Source organism: Bradyrhizobium sp. JR3.5, assembly GCF_054057015.1.
This window is the reverse complement of the sequence record NZ_JBSRYV010000002.1, coordinates 1,210,342-1,224,836: the sequence shown is the minus strand read 5'-3', so window position 1 is coordinate 1,224,836 and position 14,495 is coordinate 1,210,342. Positions and strand designations below refer to the sequence as shown.

Sequence of the window (14,495 nt, the reverse complement as noted above, 5' to 3'; positions counted from 1 at the left end):
AGGCGCCGGCGATCGCGGGGATGCGCGCACTTACGAAATTGCACCTGTTCATTCATCGCGGAGACGTTTCATGGTCAAGCAGAAGCATGTGTGCGTCATCGGCGCCGGCATTTCCGGGCTCGCCGCCGGCAAGGCCTTTGCCGGTCGCGGTCACAAGGTGACCATTATCGAGCGGAGCGGCGATCTCGGCGGGGTCTGGGAGCCGGCGCGCTCCTATCCCGACGTGCAGACCCAGAGCCCGAAGGAGCTCTATCGCTACACCGACAAGGCGATGCCGGAATCCTATCCGGAATGGCCGAAGGGTCCGCAGGTCCATGCCTATCTGCGTGACTATGCCCGCAGCCATGGGCTCGACGGTGCGATGCGGTTCAACACCAGGGTCGAGAGCATGATGCGCCGCGCCGACGGCAGACCGGGCTGGACGCTCGCGCTGCGCTCGACCGACGGCGCCACCGACCATGAGGATTTCGACTTCGTCGCGGTCTGTACCGGGCAATTCAACGAGCCAAAGTCGCTGCCGCTGCCCGGCGAGGACGGCTTCAAGGCGCAGGGCGGCCAGATCCTGCATTCGTCGCAATACGGCGACCCCGATCTCGCCAAGGGCCGCAAGGTGGTCGTGCTCGGCGGCTCGAAATCGGCGACCGACATTGCGGTGAATGCGGTCAATTCCGGCGCCAGCGAAGTCACCATCGTGTTTCGCGAACCGGTCTGGCGGATTCCCTATTTCGTCGGCGGTCTCGTCAACTTCAAGCGCATCCTCTACATCCGCGCGCAGGAGCAGATGTTCGCGAGCTGGGGCATCGGCCCGATGGCGCGCCTCGCGCATGTCGTCGCAAAGCCGTTCGTCTGGGCGAACTGGCGGGGGCTCGAGAGCATGCTGAAGATGCAGCTCAAGCTGAAGCGATGCGGCATGGTGCCGAAGGAGCGGATCGAGGACGGCGTCAACTGCTCGGTGCCGATCGCGACCCCCGGCTTCTATCCGATGGTTGCCGATGGCCGGATCAAGGCGGTGCAGGGCACTTTCGATCACTATGACGGCAAGACCATCGTGATGAGCGGCGGCCAGCGTGTCGCAGCCGACGTCGCGGTGCTCGCGATCGGTTACAAGCTCGGCGTGCCGTTCCTCCCTAAGGAGTATCAGAACAAGCTGGTCGAGCCCGACGGGCAATATCGGCTCTATCGGCTGATCGCGAACCCGGATCTGCCCGACATGGGCTTTGTCGGCTTCAATTCGAGCTTCTGCACCGTGCTGTGCGCCGATCTCGCGGCGAACTGGCTGGTGCGCTACGCCGACGGCCAGCTCGCGCGGCAGCCGAGCGCGACCGAGATGCATGACAACATCGCGATGATGCTGAACTTCAAGCGCGTCGAGCGGCCGGCGGCGGGCGTCTATGGCGGCCTGTGCGTCGCGCCGTATCACTTCAAGCATTTCGACGAGCTGCTGGCGGACATCGGCACCAAGGCGTCGCGCCGCAACCCGCTCGTCGAAAAGTTCACGCCGCCGGACGCGGACGCCTATGCGCGCTTCCTTGCGACCGCTCCTGAATACAAGGCGGTGGCCTAAAGCGTGATGAAATTAGGCTGTGCTGATGCGGCATCGCAGGTTTGCCTCTCCCTTGGGAGAGGTCGGCGCGCAGCGCCGGGTGAGGGGTTGCGGTCTCTCGTTGGAGCTGCGGCCCCTCACCCGATTTGCTATGCAAGCCGACCTCTCCCCGTTGGGGAGAGGTGCAGCCGCTCTCGTGCCGATGTGGTTCAGTCGCGGCCGGCGTCGAGGAAGGCTTGCGCCAGGCGCTCGGGATTGGAGAAGCACAGCTCATGGCTGCCTGGCAGCTGGACCAGGCGGAACAGCCCGAGCTTCTCCGACAGCCGCGGGTGCCAGGGCAGGCCCGTGCGGCATCGCGGTATCCTCGGTGCAGTTGACGTAGGATTTTGCGATTGGCATCTCGGCCGGATTGCTGCGCAGCGCGATCTTGTCCTGAAAGGTCTTGAGCGGATGCGGGTTGAGCTGGTCATAGGCCCGCTGCGCCGTATCGAGATCGGCGTCGTTAATGAAGGCCTCGCGCCAGACCGGGAACGGCAACACCACCGAGCCGTCGCCGCGCTCGGCATGGATGGCATCGAACAGGCCGACATAGTGCGGCGGCACCATGTCGTTGAGGCTCTCGCCATTGTTCGGCACGAACGCATTCCAGTACACCAGCCGGCGGATGCGATCGGCGGCGGCATCGGCAACGCCCGTGATGACCATGCCGCCATAGCTGTGGCCGACCAGCACGATGTCATTCAGATTGTGCTCGACGAGGTAATCCACGATCGACTGGATGGCCTCGGCAAGGCCGGAGCCCTTGCGGTCGCCGGGGCGGTTGCCCTTGATGGTCGGGGTGTGGGACGACGTGGCCGGCCTTGCGGATGGCAGCCGCAACCGGCTCGAACTCGGCGCCGGTATGCCAGGCGCCATGGACGAGAACATAGGTCGACATGTTGTACCTTCCTGTGTGGTTTGGTCAGATCGATTGCGCGGTTCGGACGGCCGGGGATACGCGCCGACGTCATGCGGTTCCTGATGGATATTGACCCGGGGCCACGGAACGCGCTTGGCTGTAACCGAACCGGACTGGGCTCGGAGTGAACTGATGCAGCAAATCGCCGCCGCGGATCGCTCCCGCAGGCTGAGCTGGAATACCGCGGACACGCGGCCGGGCGAGCAGTTCGCCTATTATCGCGAGGCGATCTGCCAGGCCTTCATGAACCTGACGCCGGAGCCGCCGGCGACGCCGGGCTTCATCGCGCGTGTCGAGACCGTTGGGCTCGGCGACGGCGCGGTCAACCGGGTCGGTTTCCCGGAGCATGTCGTGCGGCGTTCGGCTGCCGACATCGCCGCGTCCAGCCGGCGCTGCTACTATCTCAATCTGAAGCTCGCCGGCCGCTGCCGCATCCAGCAGGCGGGTCGCGAGATCAGCCTCTCGCCGAGGCAGGTCGGAATCTTCGACAGCGGTCAGCGCTTCTCGCTGCTGCACGACCGCGGTCCCGCGCTGCAGGTCGCCTCGTTCTGGGTGCCGGCCGAGGCGCTCGATGAACGGCTGCCGTCGGCGCCGGAGGTCGCACCGGCGCGGGTCTCCGATGATCCGTTCGTCGGCCATCTCATCGCCGAGACGGCACAAGTGCTGAACAATTCGGCGCTCCGGGCGTCCGATACGGACAATGCCCGGCTGTTCGGCGTGCTGCTCGACCTGGTCGCGCTCAGCCTGTCGCGGTCCGGTCGCGCGGGCGTTGCCGAGAGCGCGGGTCTTGCCGATGCAACCTGGCTCGCGCTGCGCCGCGCCGTCGACCGCAGGCTGCGCGAGTCCGGGCTCGCTGTTGCCGCCATCGCCGCCGCGATCGGCATCCAGCGAGCGCTACGTCCACAAACTGTTCGAGCGCGCCGGGACGACATTCGCGAGCTACGTGATGGACCGCCGCCTCGACGGTGCGGCGCGCGACCTGAAGGATCCCGCGACCACCGGGCGCGCGATCGGCGACATCGCGTTCGACTGGGGCTTCTCCGACCTGTCGCATTTCACCCGGCGCTTCCGGCATCGCTTCGGCTGCGCGCTGCGCGACTGGCGGCGCGGCTGACCAACCGTTCTGGAAATCGTCATGGCCCAATCGTTCATTTATCAAGTCAGCCCGATGCGGGTCGTGTTCGGGACCGGCACGGTCGCGCAGCTGGCCGACGAGCTCGGCCGGCTCGGCATCAGCCGCGCGCTGGTGCTCGCAAGCCGGCGGCAGCAGTCCGAACTCGGCGATCTCCGAGGCTTGACCGGCGGCCGCATGGCTGGCGCGTTCGACGGCGCGGTGGTGCACACGCCGGTCGCAGTGACCGAACGCGCGATGCAGATGGTCGGCGAGTTGAAGCCCGATGGCGTGGTTGCGATCGGCGCGGGTGCCGCGACCGGTCTCAGCAAGGCGATCGCGCTGCGCACCGATCTGCCGCAACTGATCGTGCCGACCAGCTATGCCGGTTCCGAGATGACGCCGGTGCTCGGCGAGACCGTGGACGGCGTCAAGACCACGCAGTCGTCGCCCAAGATATTGCCCGAGGCCGTGATCTACGACGTCAACCTGACCCTCTCGATGCCCGCAAAATTCTCCGCGATATCAGGCCTCAACGCGATCGCGCATGCGGCCGAGGCGCTGTATGCGCGGGACGGCAATCCGATCACCTCGCTGATGGCGGAAGAGGCGATTGCGAAACTCGCGTCATCGTTGCCGGACGTGATCGCGCGGCCGCGCGATCACGACGCGCGCTCGGATGCCCTCTACGGCGCGTGGCTGTGCGCGGTCTGTCTCGGCACCGTCGGCATGGCGCTGCACCACAAGCTCTGCCACACCGTCGGCGCGTTGTTCGACCTGCCGCATGCCGAAACCCATGCGGTGCTGCTGCCGCATACCATCGCCTACAACACGCCGGCCGCGCGCGATGCGATCGGCCGCGCCGCGCGGGCGCTCGGGGTTGCTGATGCGGCCGACGGCCTGTTCGATCTGTCGGCAAGGCTCGGCGCGCCGCGTTCGCTCGCCGAGATCGGCATGCCTGAAGACGGCATCGCAAAGGCGGCCGCACTCGCCACCAGGAATCCTTACTGGAATCCGCGGCCGATCGAAGAGCGCGGCATCAGCGATCTGCTCCGGCGCGCGTGGTCGGGCGCACGGCCGCAGGCCGGATAGATCAAACCCCGATGGCGTTGCGTGCGATCACATCGCGATAGAACGCCGCGCTCAGTTTCGGCACGCGCGCCTGGGTCTCGAAATCGACCCGGTACAGCCCGAAGCGCTTCGCGTAGCCGAAGATCCATTCGAAATTGTCCATCAGGCTCCACAGGAAGTAGCCGTGGACCGGCACACCGTCGGCGGTCGCGCGCTGCAATTGGGCGAGGTAGTTGCGCAGGAACATGATGCGGTCGAGGTCGTAGATTTGCCCGTCCGGCTGCACCTTGTCCTCGCCGGACGCGCCGTTCTCGCTGATATAGATGCTCTTGATGTTCCAGAGCTTGGCGGCAATCCGCGGCGCCCAGTAGATCGTCTCCGGCGCGATCCGCAGCCAATCCGAACTCATGTGCGGGAACGAGCCCGGCATCGGCAGCGGCTTCCAGCCGGGGGCTCGGTCGGTGGCGAGGACATAGCAGTGCGGCGCGTAGATGTTGAGCCCGACGAAATCGTTGGGCTGTGCGATGATCTTCAGTTCCTCGGCGGTGAATTTGGGCGCGTCGGCGCCGGCATATTGCAGGAAGCCCTCGGTGTACTTGCCTTCGAGCACGACGCCGAGGAAGCCCGCATTGAGCTCGCGCGTCGCGATCTCGGTGGCGCGGATGTTCTCCGGCGTGTTGATCGCGGGCACGCAGGCGGTGATGTTTTCGGCGGGGCCGACCCGCGTGCCGGGGCGGCCCTTGGCGCGGATCGCCTGCACCGCGAGCCCGTGCGCCAGCGCGACATGGTGGCGCGCCTGGTTCACCTCGGCCGGCGGCAGCGTCAGGCCCGGCGCGTCGACGCCGAGCGCATAGCCGAAGGGGAGGAAACGCCCGACCTCGTTGAGGGTGAAGATGTTCTTCACCCGGTCGGTCAACCGCTGCGCCACGTGGCCGGCGTAGTCGCCGAACGCCTTCGACGTGTCCCGTGAGCGCCAGCCGCCAACGCGGTCCTGCAATGCCTGCGGCAGGTCCCAGTGATAGAGCGTGGCGTAGGGCTCGATGCCGTTCGCGAGCAGCTCGTCGACCAGGCGGTTGTAGAAGTCGAGGCCCTTCGGATTCGGCGCGCCGGTGCCATCGGGGAACACCCGCGGCCAGGCGATCGAGAAACGGTAGGCCTTGGCGCCGAGCTCCTTGATGAGGCGGACGTCCTCCTTGTAGCGGTGATAGTGGTCGTTGGCACGGTCGCCGGTAGAACCGTCCTCGATCTTGCCCGATGTGTGGGTGAATGTGTCCCAGATCGACGGGCCGCGGCCATCCTCATTGACCGCGCCTTCGACCTGGTAGGACGAGGTCGCGGTGCCCCAGACGAAGCCGGCTGGAAAGTTCGCGCCGTCACGCCGCGGAGCATGGTTCGCTGCCTCGGCAGGGCCGGTCAAACCGAGCGCCGAGAGGCCTGCAAGGCCCGCAAACTGCCGGCGCGAGAACTTACCGAACATTATTGTCTCCCGTGGCCGGACGCTGCGGCTGGAATGCCAGCCGCAGGTTAACCTTCCACCCCGCCGTTGAGCAACAACGGCCAGAGGTCGAGGCGCGGTAGCGAGCGGCACACCAATCGGTGCGAACCGTTGCGATGTCAGATGTCGCGGAGTTGTCAGTTTTATGGCGACATGTTCTCTACTAGATTGCCTGCTACGTCCTTCCGCAATGACATCCAAAAATCCCGAGATCCCGGTGAGCTGCGCGATGAACAAGCCTGCGACCCATGTCCGATCCGCGCTCCTGCGCCGTCTTGCCACGGCAATCGGCTTGCTGCTGGCGACGGCCGCTACGGCGCAGGCAGAGCAGACATTTTCGTTCGACAGCACACCCGGAAAGCTGCCGAAGACGGTTGTCCCGTTGAGCTACGCGATCGAGCTGACGCCTGATATCACCAGCCTGGCGCTGCCGGGCGTGGAGACCGTCGACATCGAGGTGCGTGAGGCCACGGCGCAACTGACGCTGAACGCGATCAACACGACGTTTGCCGAGGCCACGATCGATGACGGTGCGCAACGCGCGGAGGTGACGACCGACGCCACCGCGCAGACCGCGACGCTGACCTTCGCCAGGCCGCTTGCCGTCGGCCAGCACAGGCTGCGCATCGCCTTCACGGCGCAGATCAACAAATTCGGTACTGGGCTGTTCTCGGTCGATTATCCGACCCCGACCGGGATCAAGCGGCTGATCTCCAGCAAGCTCGAGCCGGCCGATGCAAGGCGGATCTTTCCGTGCTGGGACGAGCCGTCGTTCAAGGCGAGCTTCGCGCTGAGTGTCGTGATCCCGCGCAATCTGCTCGCGGTCGGCAACATGCCCGTGGCGGGCGAGGCGCCGGTCGCCGGCGATCTCAAGAAGGTTACGTTCGCGCCGACGCCGAAGATGTCGAGCTATCTGTTCGTGCTCACGGTCGGCGAGCTCGAGCGCGTCACGGCGGATGCCGGCGGCGTCACCATCGGCGTGGTGACGACGGAGGGCAAGAGCGGGCAAGGCCGGTTCGCGCTCGACAGCGCAGTGAAGCTGCTCGCCTATTACAACGACTATTTCGGCGTCAAATATCCGCTGCCGAAGCTCGACCTGATCGCCGTCCCCGGCGGGTTCGGCGGTGCGATGGAGAACTGGGGCGGCATCACCTTCTTCGAGAGCCGGCTGCTGTTCGATCCCGCAACCAATGCGGAGACCGCCAAGCGCGGCATCTTCGCCATCATCGCGCACGAGATGGCGCATATGTGGTTCGGCGATCTCGTCACCATGGCGTGGTGGGACAATCTCTGGCTCAACGAGGGCTTTGCCAGCTGGATGGCGACCAAGGCCTCGGAGCAGTTCTATCCGCAATGGCAGAGCTGGCTGAACGGCAACAGTGCGAAGCAGTTTGCCATGGCGCTCGATGCGCGCCGTACCTCGCACCCGGTGCAGCAGCCGATCGCCGATCACAGCGAAGCGGTCACGGCGTTCGATGCCATCACCTACAACAAGGGCCAGGCGCTGATCCGCATGCTCGAGACCTATCTCGGCGAGCAGGCGTTCCGCGACGGTATCCGCAAATACATGGCCGCGCATGCCTACAGCAATTCCACCACGGCCGATCTCTGGCAGGCGCTCGAGATGTCCGGCGGCAAGCCGATCACCGGCATCGCCGCCTCCTTCACCGAGCAGGATGGCGTGCCGCTGGTGGTGGCCGAGACGACCTGCGATGGCACAGCGCAACGCCTGACGTTGCGGCAGGACCGTTTCGTGATCGCGCCGGCCCACGATCCGCCGCTGCCGGCCCACAACTGGCAGGTCCCGGTTGCGGTAGGACCGGCGCGCGGCACGCCCTTTGACGAGATACTGCTGAAGGGCAGTGCCGATATCCCGGCCGGCACATGCGGCGATGCGATCAAGGTCAATCTCGGCGACGTCGGTTACTTCAGGGTCGAATACGGCCCGAAGAACCGTGCGGCATTGCTGAACGCATTTCCGCAAATGCAGGTCGCTGACCGGCTCAACGTCGTCACCGACAGCTGGGCGTTGGTGCAGGCCGGCCGCGCCGAGGCGCCGTCCCATCTCGCGCTGCTCGACGCGCTCGATGCCGGCGACCATCGCGCGGTGTGGGATCAGGTGATCTCGACATTTGCTGCGCTCAACCGGCTGTCGCGCGACCGCAGCGAGCGGCCGGTGATTCAGGCCTATGCCCGCGCCAGGCTGCGCCCGGTGTTCGACCGGATCGGATGGGATGGCGGAGGCTTGGGCGACGATGACACCGCGCTGCTGCGCGCGAGCCTGATCTCGGCGCTTGGCGATCTCGGCGACGCGGCAATCGTCGCCGAGGCGAAGCGGCGCTTTGCGGCGTTCCGCGATGATCCCAATTCACTGCCGACCACGCTGCGTGATGCGGTCACCCATGTTGCCGGTATCACGGCCGATCGGGCAACCTATGACAGACTGTTGGCGCTCGCTCGCAACAGCACGGCGACCAATGAGCGGCTGCGCTATTATTTCGCCGCGGCCAGCGCCCGCGATACGGAGCTGGCGCGCGCGACGCTGGCGTTGACGCTGACCAACGAATTGCCCGACACGATCGTCACCGGGATGATCAACGCGGTTGCATCCGCAGGCGAACAGCCGCAGCTTGCCTGGGACTTCGTCCAAGCGAATTTCGATACGTTGCTGGTCAAGCAGGGGCCGAGCTTCCGCGACCAGTTCGTGCCGAACTTCATGACCAATTTTACCGATCAAGCCCACGCGGCAGAGCTGGCCGCGTTCGCCCCGTCACAGTCCACCAGCGGCGGGCGGGTGATGGTGGCGCGCTCCTTGCAGGCGATCGCGATCTCGGCCGATCTCGCCGCGCGTGTGCTCCCCGCCGCCGACGCCTGGATCAGGGCGCACAAGCCGTGAGATCGCAAGAGAGTTTCCGGCGGCGCGCGATGCGGCTATGCTCCATGCGCGGCATGCAATCAACGATGCGAGGCTGACATGGTCAAAGGTTCCGATTTGCTGGTCGCGGCCCTCGAGAATGAGGGCGTGGAACGGGTGTTCGGCGTTCCCGGCGAGGAGAATCTCGACGTCGTCGAGAGCCTGCGCAAATCCTCGATCAAGCTGATCGTGACCCGCCACGAGCAGGCGGCGGCGTTCATGGCGGCGACCTATGGCCGGCTGACCGGAAAGCCCGGTGTCTGTATGACAACGCTCGGCCCCGGCGCGCTCAACCTCACCACGGGGGCGGCTTATGCGCTGCTCGGCGCGATGCCGATGGTGATGTTGACGGGGCAGAAGGGCATCTTGAGCAGCCGGCAGGCCAAGTTCCAGATCGTCGACATCGTCAACACCTTTCGTCCGCTGACCAAGCTGTCGCTGCAGATCGTCAGTGGCGCGACCATTCCGACGCTGGTCCGTGATGCCTTCCGGATCGCGACGCAGGAGCGGCCGGGGCCGGTGCTGCTCGAACTGCCGGAGGATATCGCACGCGAGGAGATCGCCCCGGTCGAGATCGTGCCGCCTCATCCGATCGAAATTCCGATCGCGCATGCGGCCGCCCTCGACCGCGCCGCCGACATGATTTTGAAGGCGCAGCGTCCGCTGATCATGCTCGGTGCTGCGGCATCACGGCCGCGTAGTACCGCGGGGATCGGCGACTTCGTGCGGCGCACCAAGATTCCGTTCTTCACCACCCAGATGGGCAAGGGCACGGTATCCGGCGGCACGAATCAATATATGGGGACGGCCGCGCTGAGCGAGCGCGACTATGTGCATGAGGCGATCGACCGCGCCGACCTGATCATCGCGATCGGTCACGACACGATCGAGAAGCCGCCGTTCATCATGGGGCCGAAGGGGCCGCAGGTGATCCATGTCAGCTACACGGCAACGAATGTCGAGCAGGTCTACTTCCCGCAATGCGAGGTGATCGGCGACGTCGGGCCGAGCCTCGAACTGCTGGCCGACCGGGTCGCGGGAAAGCTGCCGTCTGCCAGCGCGCTGCTCAGCCTGCGCGAGGGCATCCTGGCGAGGATCACCGATCGCGCCACCGAAGGCCGTTGGCCGCCGACGCCGCAGCGCATCGTGCACGATGTGCGGCAGGTCATTCCCGAGGACGGCATCGTCGCGCTCGACAACGGCATGTACAAGATCTGGTTCGCGCGCAACTACCGCACGCTGCTCGCGAACTCGCTGCTGCTGGACAACGCACTCGCCACCATGGGCGCCGGCCCTGCCGTCGGCGATGATGGCGGCGATGCTGTATCCGAAGAACCGCGTGCTCGCGGTCTGCGGCGACGGCGGCTTCATGATGAACTCGCAGGAGATGGAGACCGCGGTCCGACTCAAGCTCAATCTGGTGATCCTGATCCTGGAGGATTCTGCCTACGGCATGATCCGCTGGAAGCAGGCGGTCGACAACTTCCCGGATTTCGGACTGACCTTCGGCAATCCGGATTTCGTCAAATATGCGGAAAGCTATGGCGCCAAGGGTTCGCGGATCGAGAGTACGGAGGCGATCGTCCCGACCCTCGAGCGGGCCTTCTCCGGCGGCGGCGTGCATCTCGTGGTGGTGCCGATCGACTATACCGAGAACAAGCGGGTGCTGGTCGACGAACTGCGCGAGAAGGTGCAGCAGATCGACGTCGAATAGCGGATTGCCGCTGACGGCACGGAACGAAATGCTCTCGGCTTGATTGAACGTAAGCCGCCATGGTAGCACGCCAGGATGTTACGCAATGAGTATCACTCGTTGTGCTGATGGTCGGCGATACCAGATCTGAGAGGTCACGTGACTGCACCAAATCCTGCCGCCGGCAAACCCATCGATCCCGCCGCGCTTGCCAATGTGCCGCGGCTGGTCACGGCCTATTTTGCCGGCAAGCCCGACGCCAGCGATCCCACCCAACGGGTTGCCTTCGGCACCTCGGGCCATCGCGGCTCCTCGCTGAAGAATTCCTTCAACGAGGACCATATCCTCGCCACTACCCAGGCGATCTGCGACTACCGGCGTGAGAAGGGCCTCACCGGGCCGCTGTTCATCGGTATCGATACCCATGCGCTCGCCGAGCCGGCGCTGGCCAGCGCGGTGGAAGTGTTCGCGGCCAACGGCGTCGAGATCATGATCGACGCGCAGGGTGGCTACACTCCGACGCCGGTGATCTCGCACGCCATCCTGAGCTACAACAAGGGCCGCAGCACGGGGCTTGCCGACGGCGTCGTCATCACGCCGTCACACAATCCGCCGGAGGATGGCGGCTACAAATACAATCCGCCGCATGGCGGCCCGGCCGACACCGACGTCACCGCCGTGGTCGAGAAGAACGCCAACCGCTATATCGAGGCCGGCCTCAAGGGCGTCGCGCGAATGCCGTTTGATCGCGCGCGCAAGGCCGCGACCACGCATCTGCACGACTACATCACGCCCTACGTTGCCGATCTCGGCAACACTGTCGATCTGGCGCTGATCAAGACCGCCGGCGTCAAGATCGGCATCGATCCGCTCGGCGGCGCGGCGGTGCATTACTGGCAGCCGATCATCGCGCGCTACGGCATCAACGCCACCGTGGTCAACAATGCGGTCGATCCGACCTTCCGCTTCATGACCGCGGACTGGGACGGCAAGATCCGGATGGACTGCTCGTCGCCTTACGCGATGGCGAGCCTGATCGGGATGCGCGACCGGTTCGACGTCGCCTTTGCCAACGATACCGATGCCGACCGCCACGGCATCGTGACCCGCTCGAACGGGCTGATGAACCCGAACCACTTCCTCGCCACCGCGATCGCCTATCTGTTCGCGCACCGGCCGCAATGGAGCAAGGACGCCGCGATCGGCAAGACCATCGTGTCGAGCTCGATCATCGATCGCGTAGCGAAGAAGCTCGGTCGCAAGCTGGTCGAGACACCGGTCGGCTTCAAATGGTTCGTCGAAGGGCTCGGCAGCGGCACCTTCGGCTTCGCCGGTGAGGAAAGCGCCGGCGCGTCGTTCCTGAAGCGCGACGGCTCGGCGTGGACCACGGACAAGGACGGCATCATCCTCGGCCTGCTGGCGGCGGAGATCATCGCCAGGACCGGTCGTGATCCCAGTGAATTGTTCAACGAGCTGACGGCCGAATTGGGTGTTCCCTATTACGAGCGGATCGATGTTGCGGCGACGCCGAAGCAGAAGAGCGCGCTGAAGGCGCTCGGGCCCGAGCAGCTCAACATGACCGAGCTCGCCGGCGATCCCGTGCGCGCGGTCAGGACCAAGGCGCCGGGCAACGATCAGCCGTTCGGCGGCATCAAGGTCGAGAGCGAGGCCGGCTGGTTTGCCGCGCGTCCTTCCGGCACCGAGGATGTCTACAAGATCTACGCCGAGAGCTTCCGCGGGCCGGATCATCTGAAACAGATCCAGGGCGACGCGCAGGCCGCGATCGCCAAGGTGTTCTGAGGCAGGGGCCGGCGGAATTCATGCGCGTATTGTTGACCGGCTCCTCCGGCTGGCTCGGCCGCTTCCTCGCGCCGCGGCTTCGACAGGCCGGCCATGACGTGACTGGCCTCGACGTCGTTGCGGGCGAGGCGACCAATGTGATCGGCTCCGTGGCCGACCGATCGGTGGTCGATCGGGTGTTCGGCGATCACGGCATCGAGGCTGTGATCCATGGCGGCGCGCTGCACAAGCCTGACATCGCGCGGTTCTCGCCGCAGGCCTTTGTCGACGTCAACGTGTCAGGCACGCTCAATCTGCTGCAGGCGGCGGCCGCCGCCGGCCACGACCGTTTCGTCTTCACCTCGACGACATCGCTGATGATCTCGCAGGCGATCCGCGACGATGAAGGTCACTCGGCGGTGTGGCTCGACGAGAGCTCGGGGCCACTCGAGCCGCGCAACATCTACGGCGTTACAAAACTCGCCGCCGAGGGGTTGTGCCGGCTGTACAGCCGCGAGCATGGGCTGAACTGCGCGGTGCTGCGCACCAGCCGTTTCTTCCCCGAGGACGACGACACCATCCGCGACATCCATGGCGAGAACCTGAAGGCGACCGAGCTGCTGTATCGCCGTCTCACGGTCGAGGATGCCGCCGACGCCCATGTCGTGGCGCTGGAGAAGATCCGTGGCTTCGAGGTCTTCGTGATCAGCGCGCCGACGCCGTTTGCGCGCAGCGACGTCGCTGATCTGAAGACCGACGCGGCCGGCGTGATCGCGCGCATTTTCCCCGATGCACCGGCGCTGTTCGCGCGCCGCGGGCTGGCATTTGCCGCATTCGATCGGCCGGATCTACGACGCGAGCAAGGCCGAACGCCTGCTCGGTTTCCGCGCGGTCACCGACTTTGCAGCGGTGCTCGGCGCCCTGCGCAGCGGCGAGCCGCTTCCCTTTGCGCACGATCCCGATTATGTCTCGCCGTCAACGAGGCTCGCAAATGGCTGATTTTCACGGCGTCTTTCCGTATCTGGTGTCCCCGGTCGATCCCGCCGGCCATGTCCGCACCGAGGTGCTGGGCCGGCTCTGCGACGATCTGGTCAAGGCCGGCGTCCACGGGCTGACGCCGCTCGGCTCGACCGGCGAATTCGCCTATCTCAACAATGCGCAGCGCATGCAGGTGGTGGCGACCACGATCGAGGCTGCGCAGGGCCGCGTGCCCGTGGTGGCCGGCGTCGCCTCGACCTCGACGGCGGATGCGGTGGCGCAGGCCAAGGCCTATCAGAAGCGGGGTGCTGCCGGCATTCTGGCGATCATGGAGGCGTATTTTCCGCTCAGTGACGCCCAGGTGGAATCCTATTTCCGCGCCATCGCCGACGCCGTCGACATTCCGGTCGTGATCTACACCAATCCGAATTTCCAGCGCTCCGACCTCACGCTCGACGTCATCGCGCGGCTCGCCGCGCATCCACGGATCGGCTACATCAAGGACGCTTCGACCAACACCGGCCGGCTGCTGTCGATCATGAACCGCTGCGGCGACAGCCTGAAAGTGTTCTCGGCTTCCGCCCATATTCCGGCCGCAGTGATGCTGATCGGCGGCCATGGCTGGATGGCCGGCCCGGCCTGCATCATCCCGCGCCAGAGCGTCGAGCTCTACAATCTCTGCCGCCGCGCCCGCTGGGACGAGGCGATGGCCCTGCAGCGCAAGCTCTGGCGCATCAACGAGGCGTTCGCCCGCTTCAACCTCGCGGCCTGCATCAAGGCCGGGCTCGCGATCCAGGGCTACGACGTCGGCGACCCCGTGCCGCCGCAGGAGCCGCTCACGGCCGAGCAGCGCAAGGTGGTCGAGGACGCGTTGCGCGATCTCAACTGAACCTGGCTTGCGCGTTGCATAAGGCGCATTGCGTCGTCTTTCTTGGGCGTGTTGTCTCGCGCCG

Annotated in this window: 7 protein-coding genes and 3 pseudogenes; 8 read left to right on the top strand and 2 right to left on the bottom strand. The window is 65.7% G+C overall.

Translation table 11 applies throughout. The features are described from left to right. The first annotated feature begins 70 nt into the window (after nt 1–70). Entirely contained in the window at nt 71–1,564 is a 1,494-nt protein-coding gene (locus tag ACVWW1_RS22620; protein ID WP_456657486.1) for a flavin-containing monooxygenase, read from the top strand. Between the two features lie 188 nt (nt 1,565–1,752). Here ACVWW1_RS22620 and ACVWW1_RS22615 read toward each other — a convergent pair. Then, nucleotides 1,753–2,480, bottom strand: a pseudogene (locus ACVWW1_RS22615) (alpha/beta hydrolase). A 153-nt stretch (nt 2,481–2,633) separates the two neighbouring features. Here ACVWW1_RS22615 and ACVWW1_RS22610 point away from each other — a divergent pair. Together ACVWW1_RS22610 and ACVWW1_RS22605 are read left to right on the top strand one after the other, a co-directional pair. After that, nucleotides 2,634–3,615: pseudogene (locus ACVWW1_RS22610) on the top strand (helix-turn-helix domain-containing protein). 21 nt (nt 3,616–3,636) lie between these two features. Beyond that, nucleotides 3,637–4,704 (top strand): maleylacetate reductase, encoded by a 1,068-nt coding sequence (locus tag ACVWW1_RS22605; RefSeq protein WP_456657485.1) that lies wholly within the window; start codon nt 3,637–3,639, stop codon nt 4,702–4,704. A 1-nt stretch (nt 4,705) separates the two neighbouring features. Here the strand turns inward: ACVWW1_RS22605 and ACVWW1_RS22600 are convergent, their stop codons facing one another. Then, entirely contained in the window at nt 4,706–6,160 is a 1,455-nt protein-coding gene (locus tag ACVWW1_RS22600; protein ID WP_456657484.1) for a GH1 family beta-glucosidase, read from the bottom strand. 247 nt (nt 6,161–6,407) lie between these two features. On the opposite strand from ACVWW1_RS22600, the gene ACVWW1_RS22595 reads away from it, so the two are divergent. From ACVWW1_RS22595 to ACVWW1_RS22575, 5 genes and pseudogenes are all read left to right on the top strand, one after another. Further along, complete coding sequence (locus ACVWW1_RS22595; protein WP_456657483.1) at nt 6,408–9,074, top strand: M1 family metallopeptidase; 2,667 nt, start codon at nt 6,408–6,410, stop codon at nt 9,072–9,074. A 78-nt stretch (nt 9,075–9,152) separates the two neighbouring features. Next, nucleotides 9,153–10,806: pseudogene (locus tag ACVWW1_RS22590) on the top strand (acetolactate synthase large subunit). A gap of 138 nt (nt 10,807–10,944) precedes the next feature. After that, nucleotides 10,945–12,585 (top strand): phosphoglucomutase (alpha-D-glucose-1,6-bisphosphate-dependent), encoded by a 1,641-nt coding sequence (gene pgm, locus ACVWW1_RS22585; protein ID WP_456657482.1) that lies wholly within the window; start codon nt 10,945–10,947, stop codon nt 12,583–12,585. A gap of 20 nt (nt 12,586–12,605) precedes the next feature. Next, on the top strand, nt 12,606–13,679 hold the full coding sequence (locus ACVWW1_RS22580; RefSeq protein ID WP_456657481.1) for an NAD-dependent epimerase/dehydratase family protein: 1,074 nt from the start codon (nt 12,606–12,608) through the stop codon (nt 13,677–13,679). Next, entirely contained in the window at nt 13,589–14,431 is an 843-nt protein-coding gene (locus ACVWW1_RS22575) for a dihydrodipicolinate synthase family protein (protein WP_456660653.1), read from the top strand. The genes ACVWW1_RS22580 and ACVWW1_RS22575 overlap by 91 nt, the downstream gene beginning before the upstream one ends. Nucleotides 14,432–14,495 lie beyond the last annotated feature (64 nt).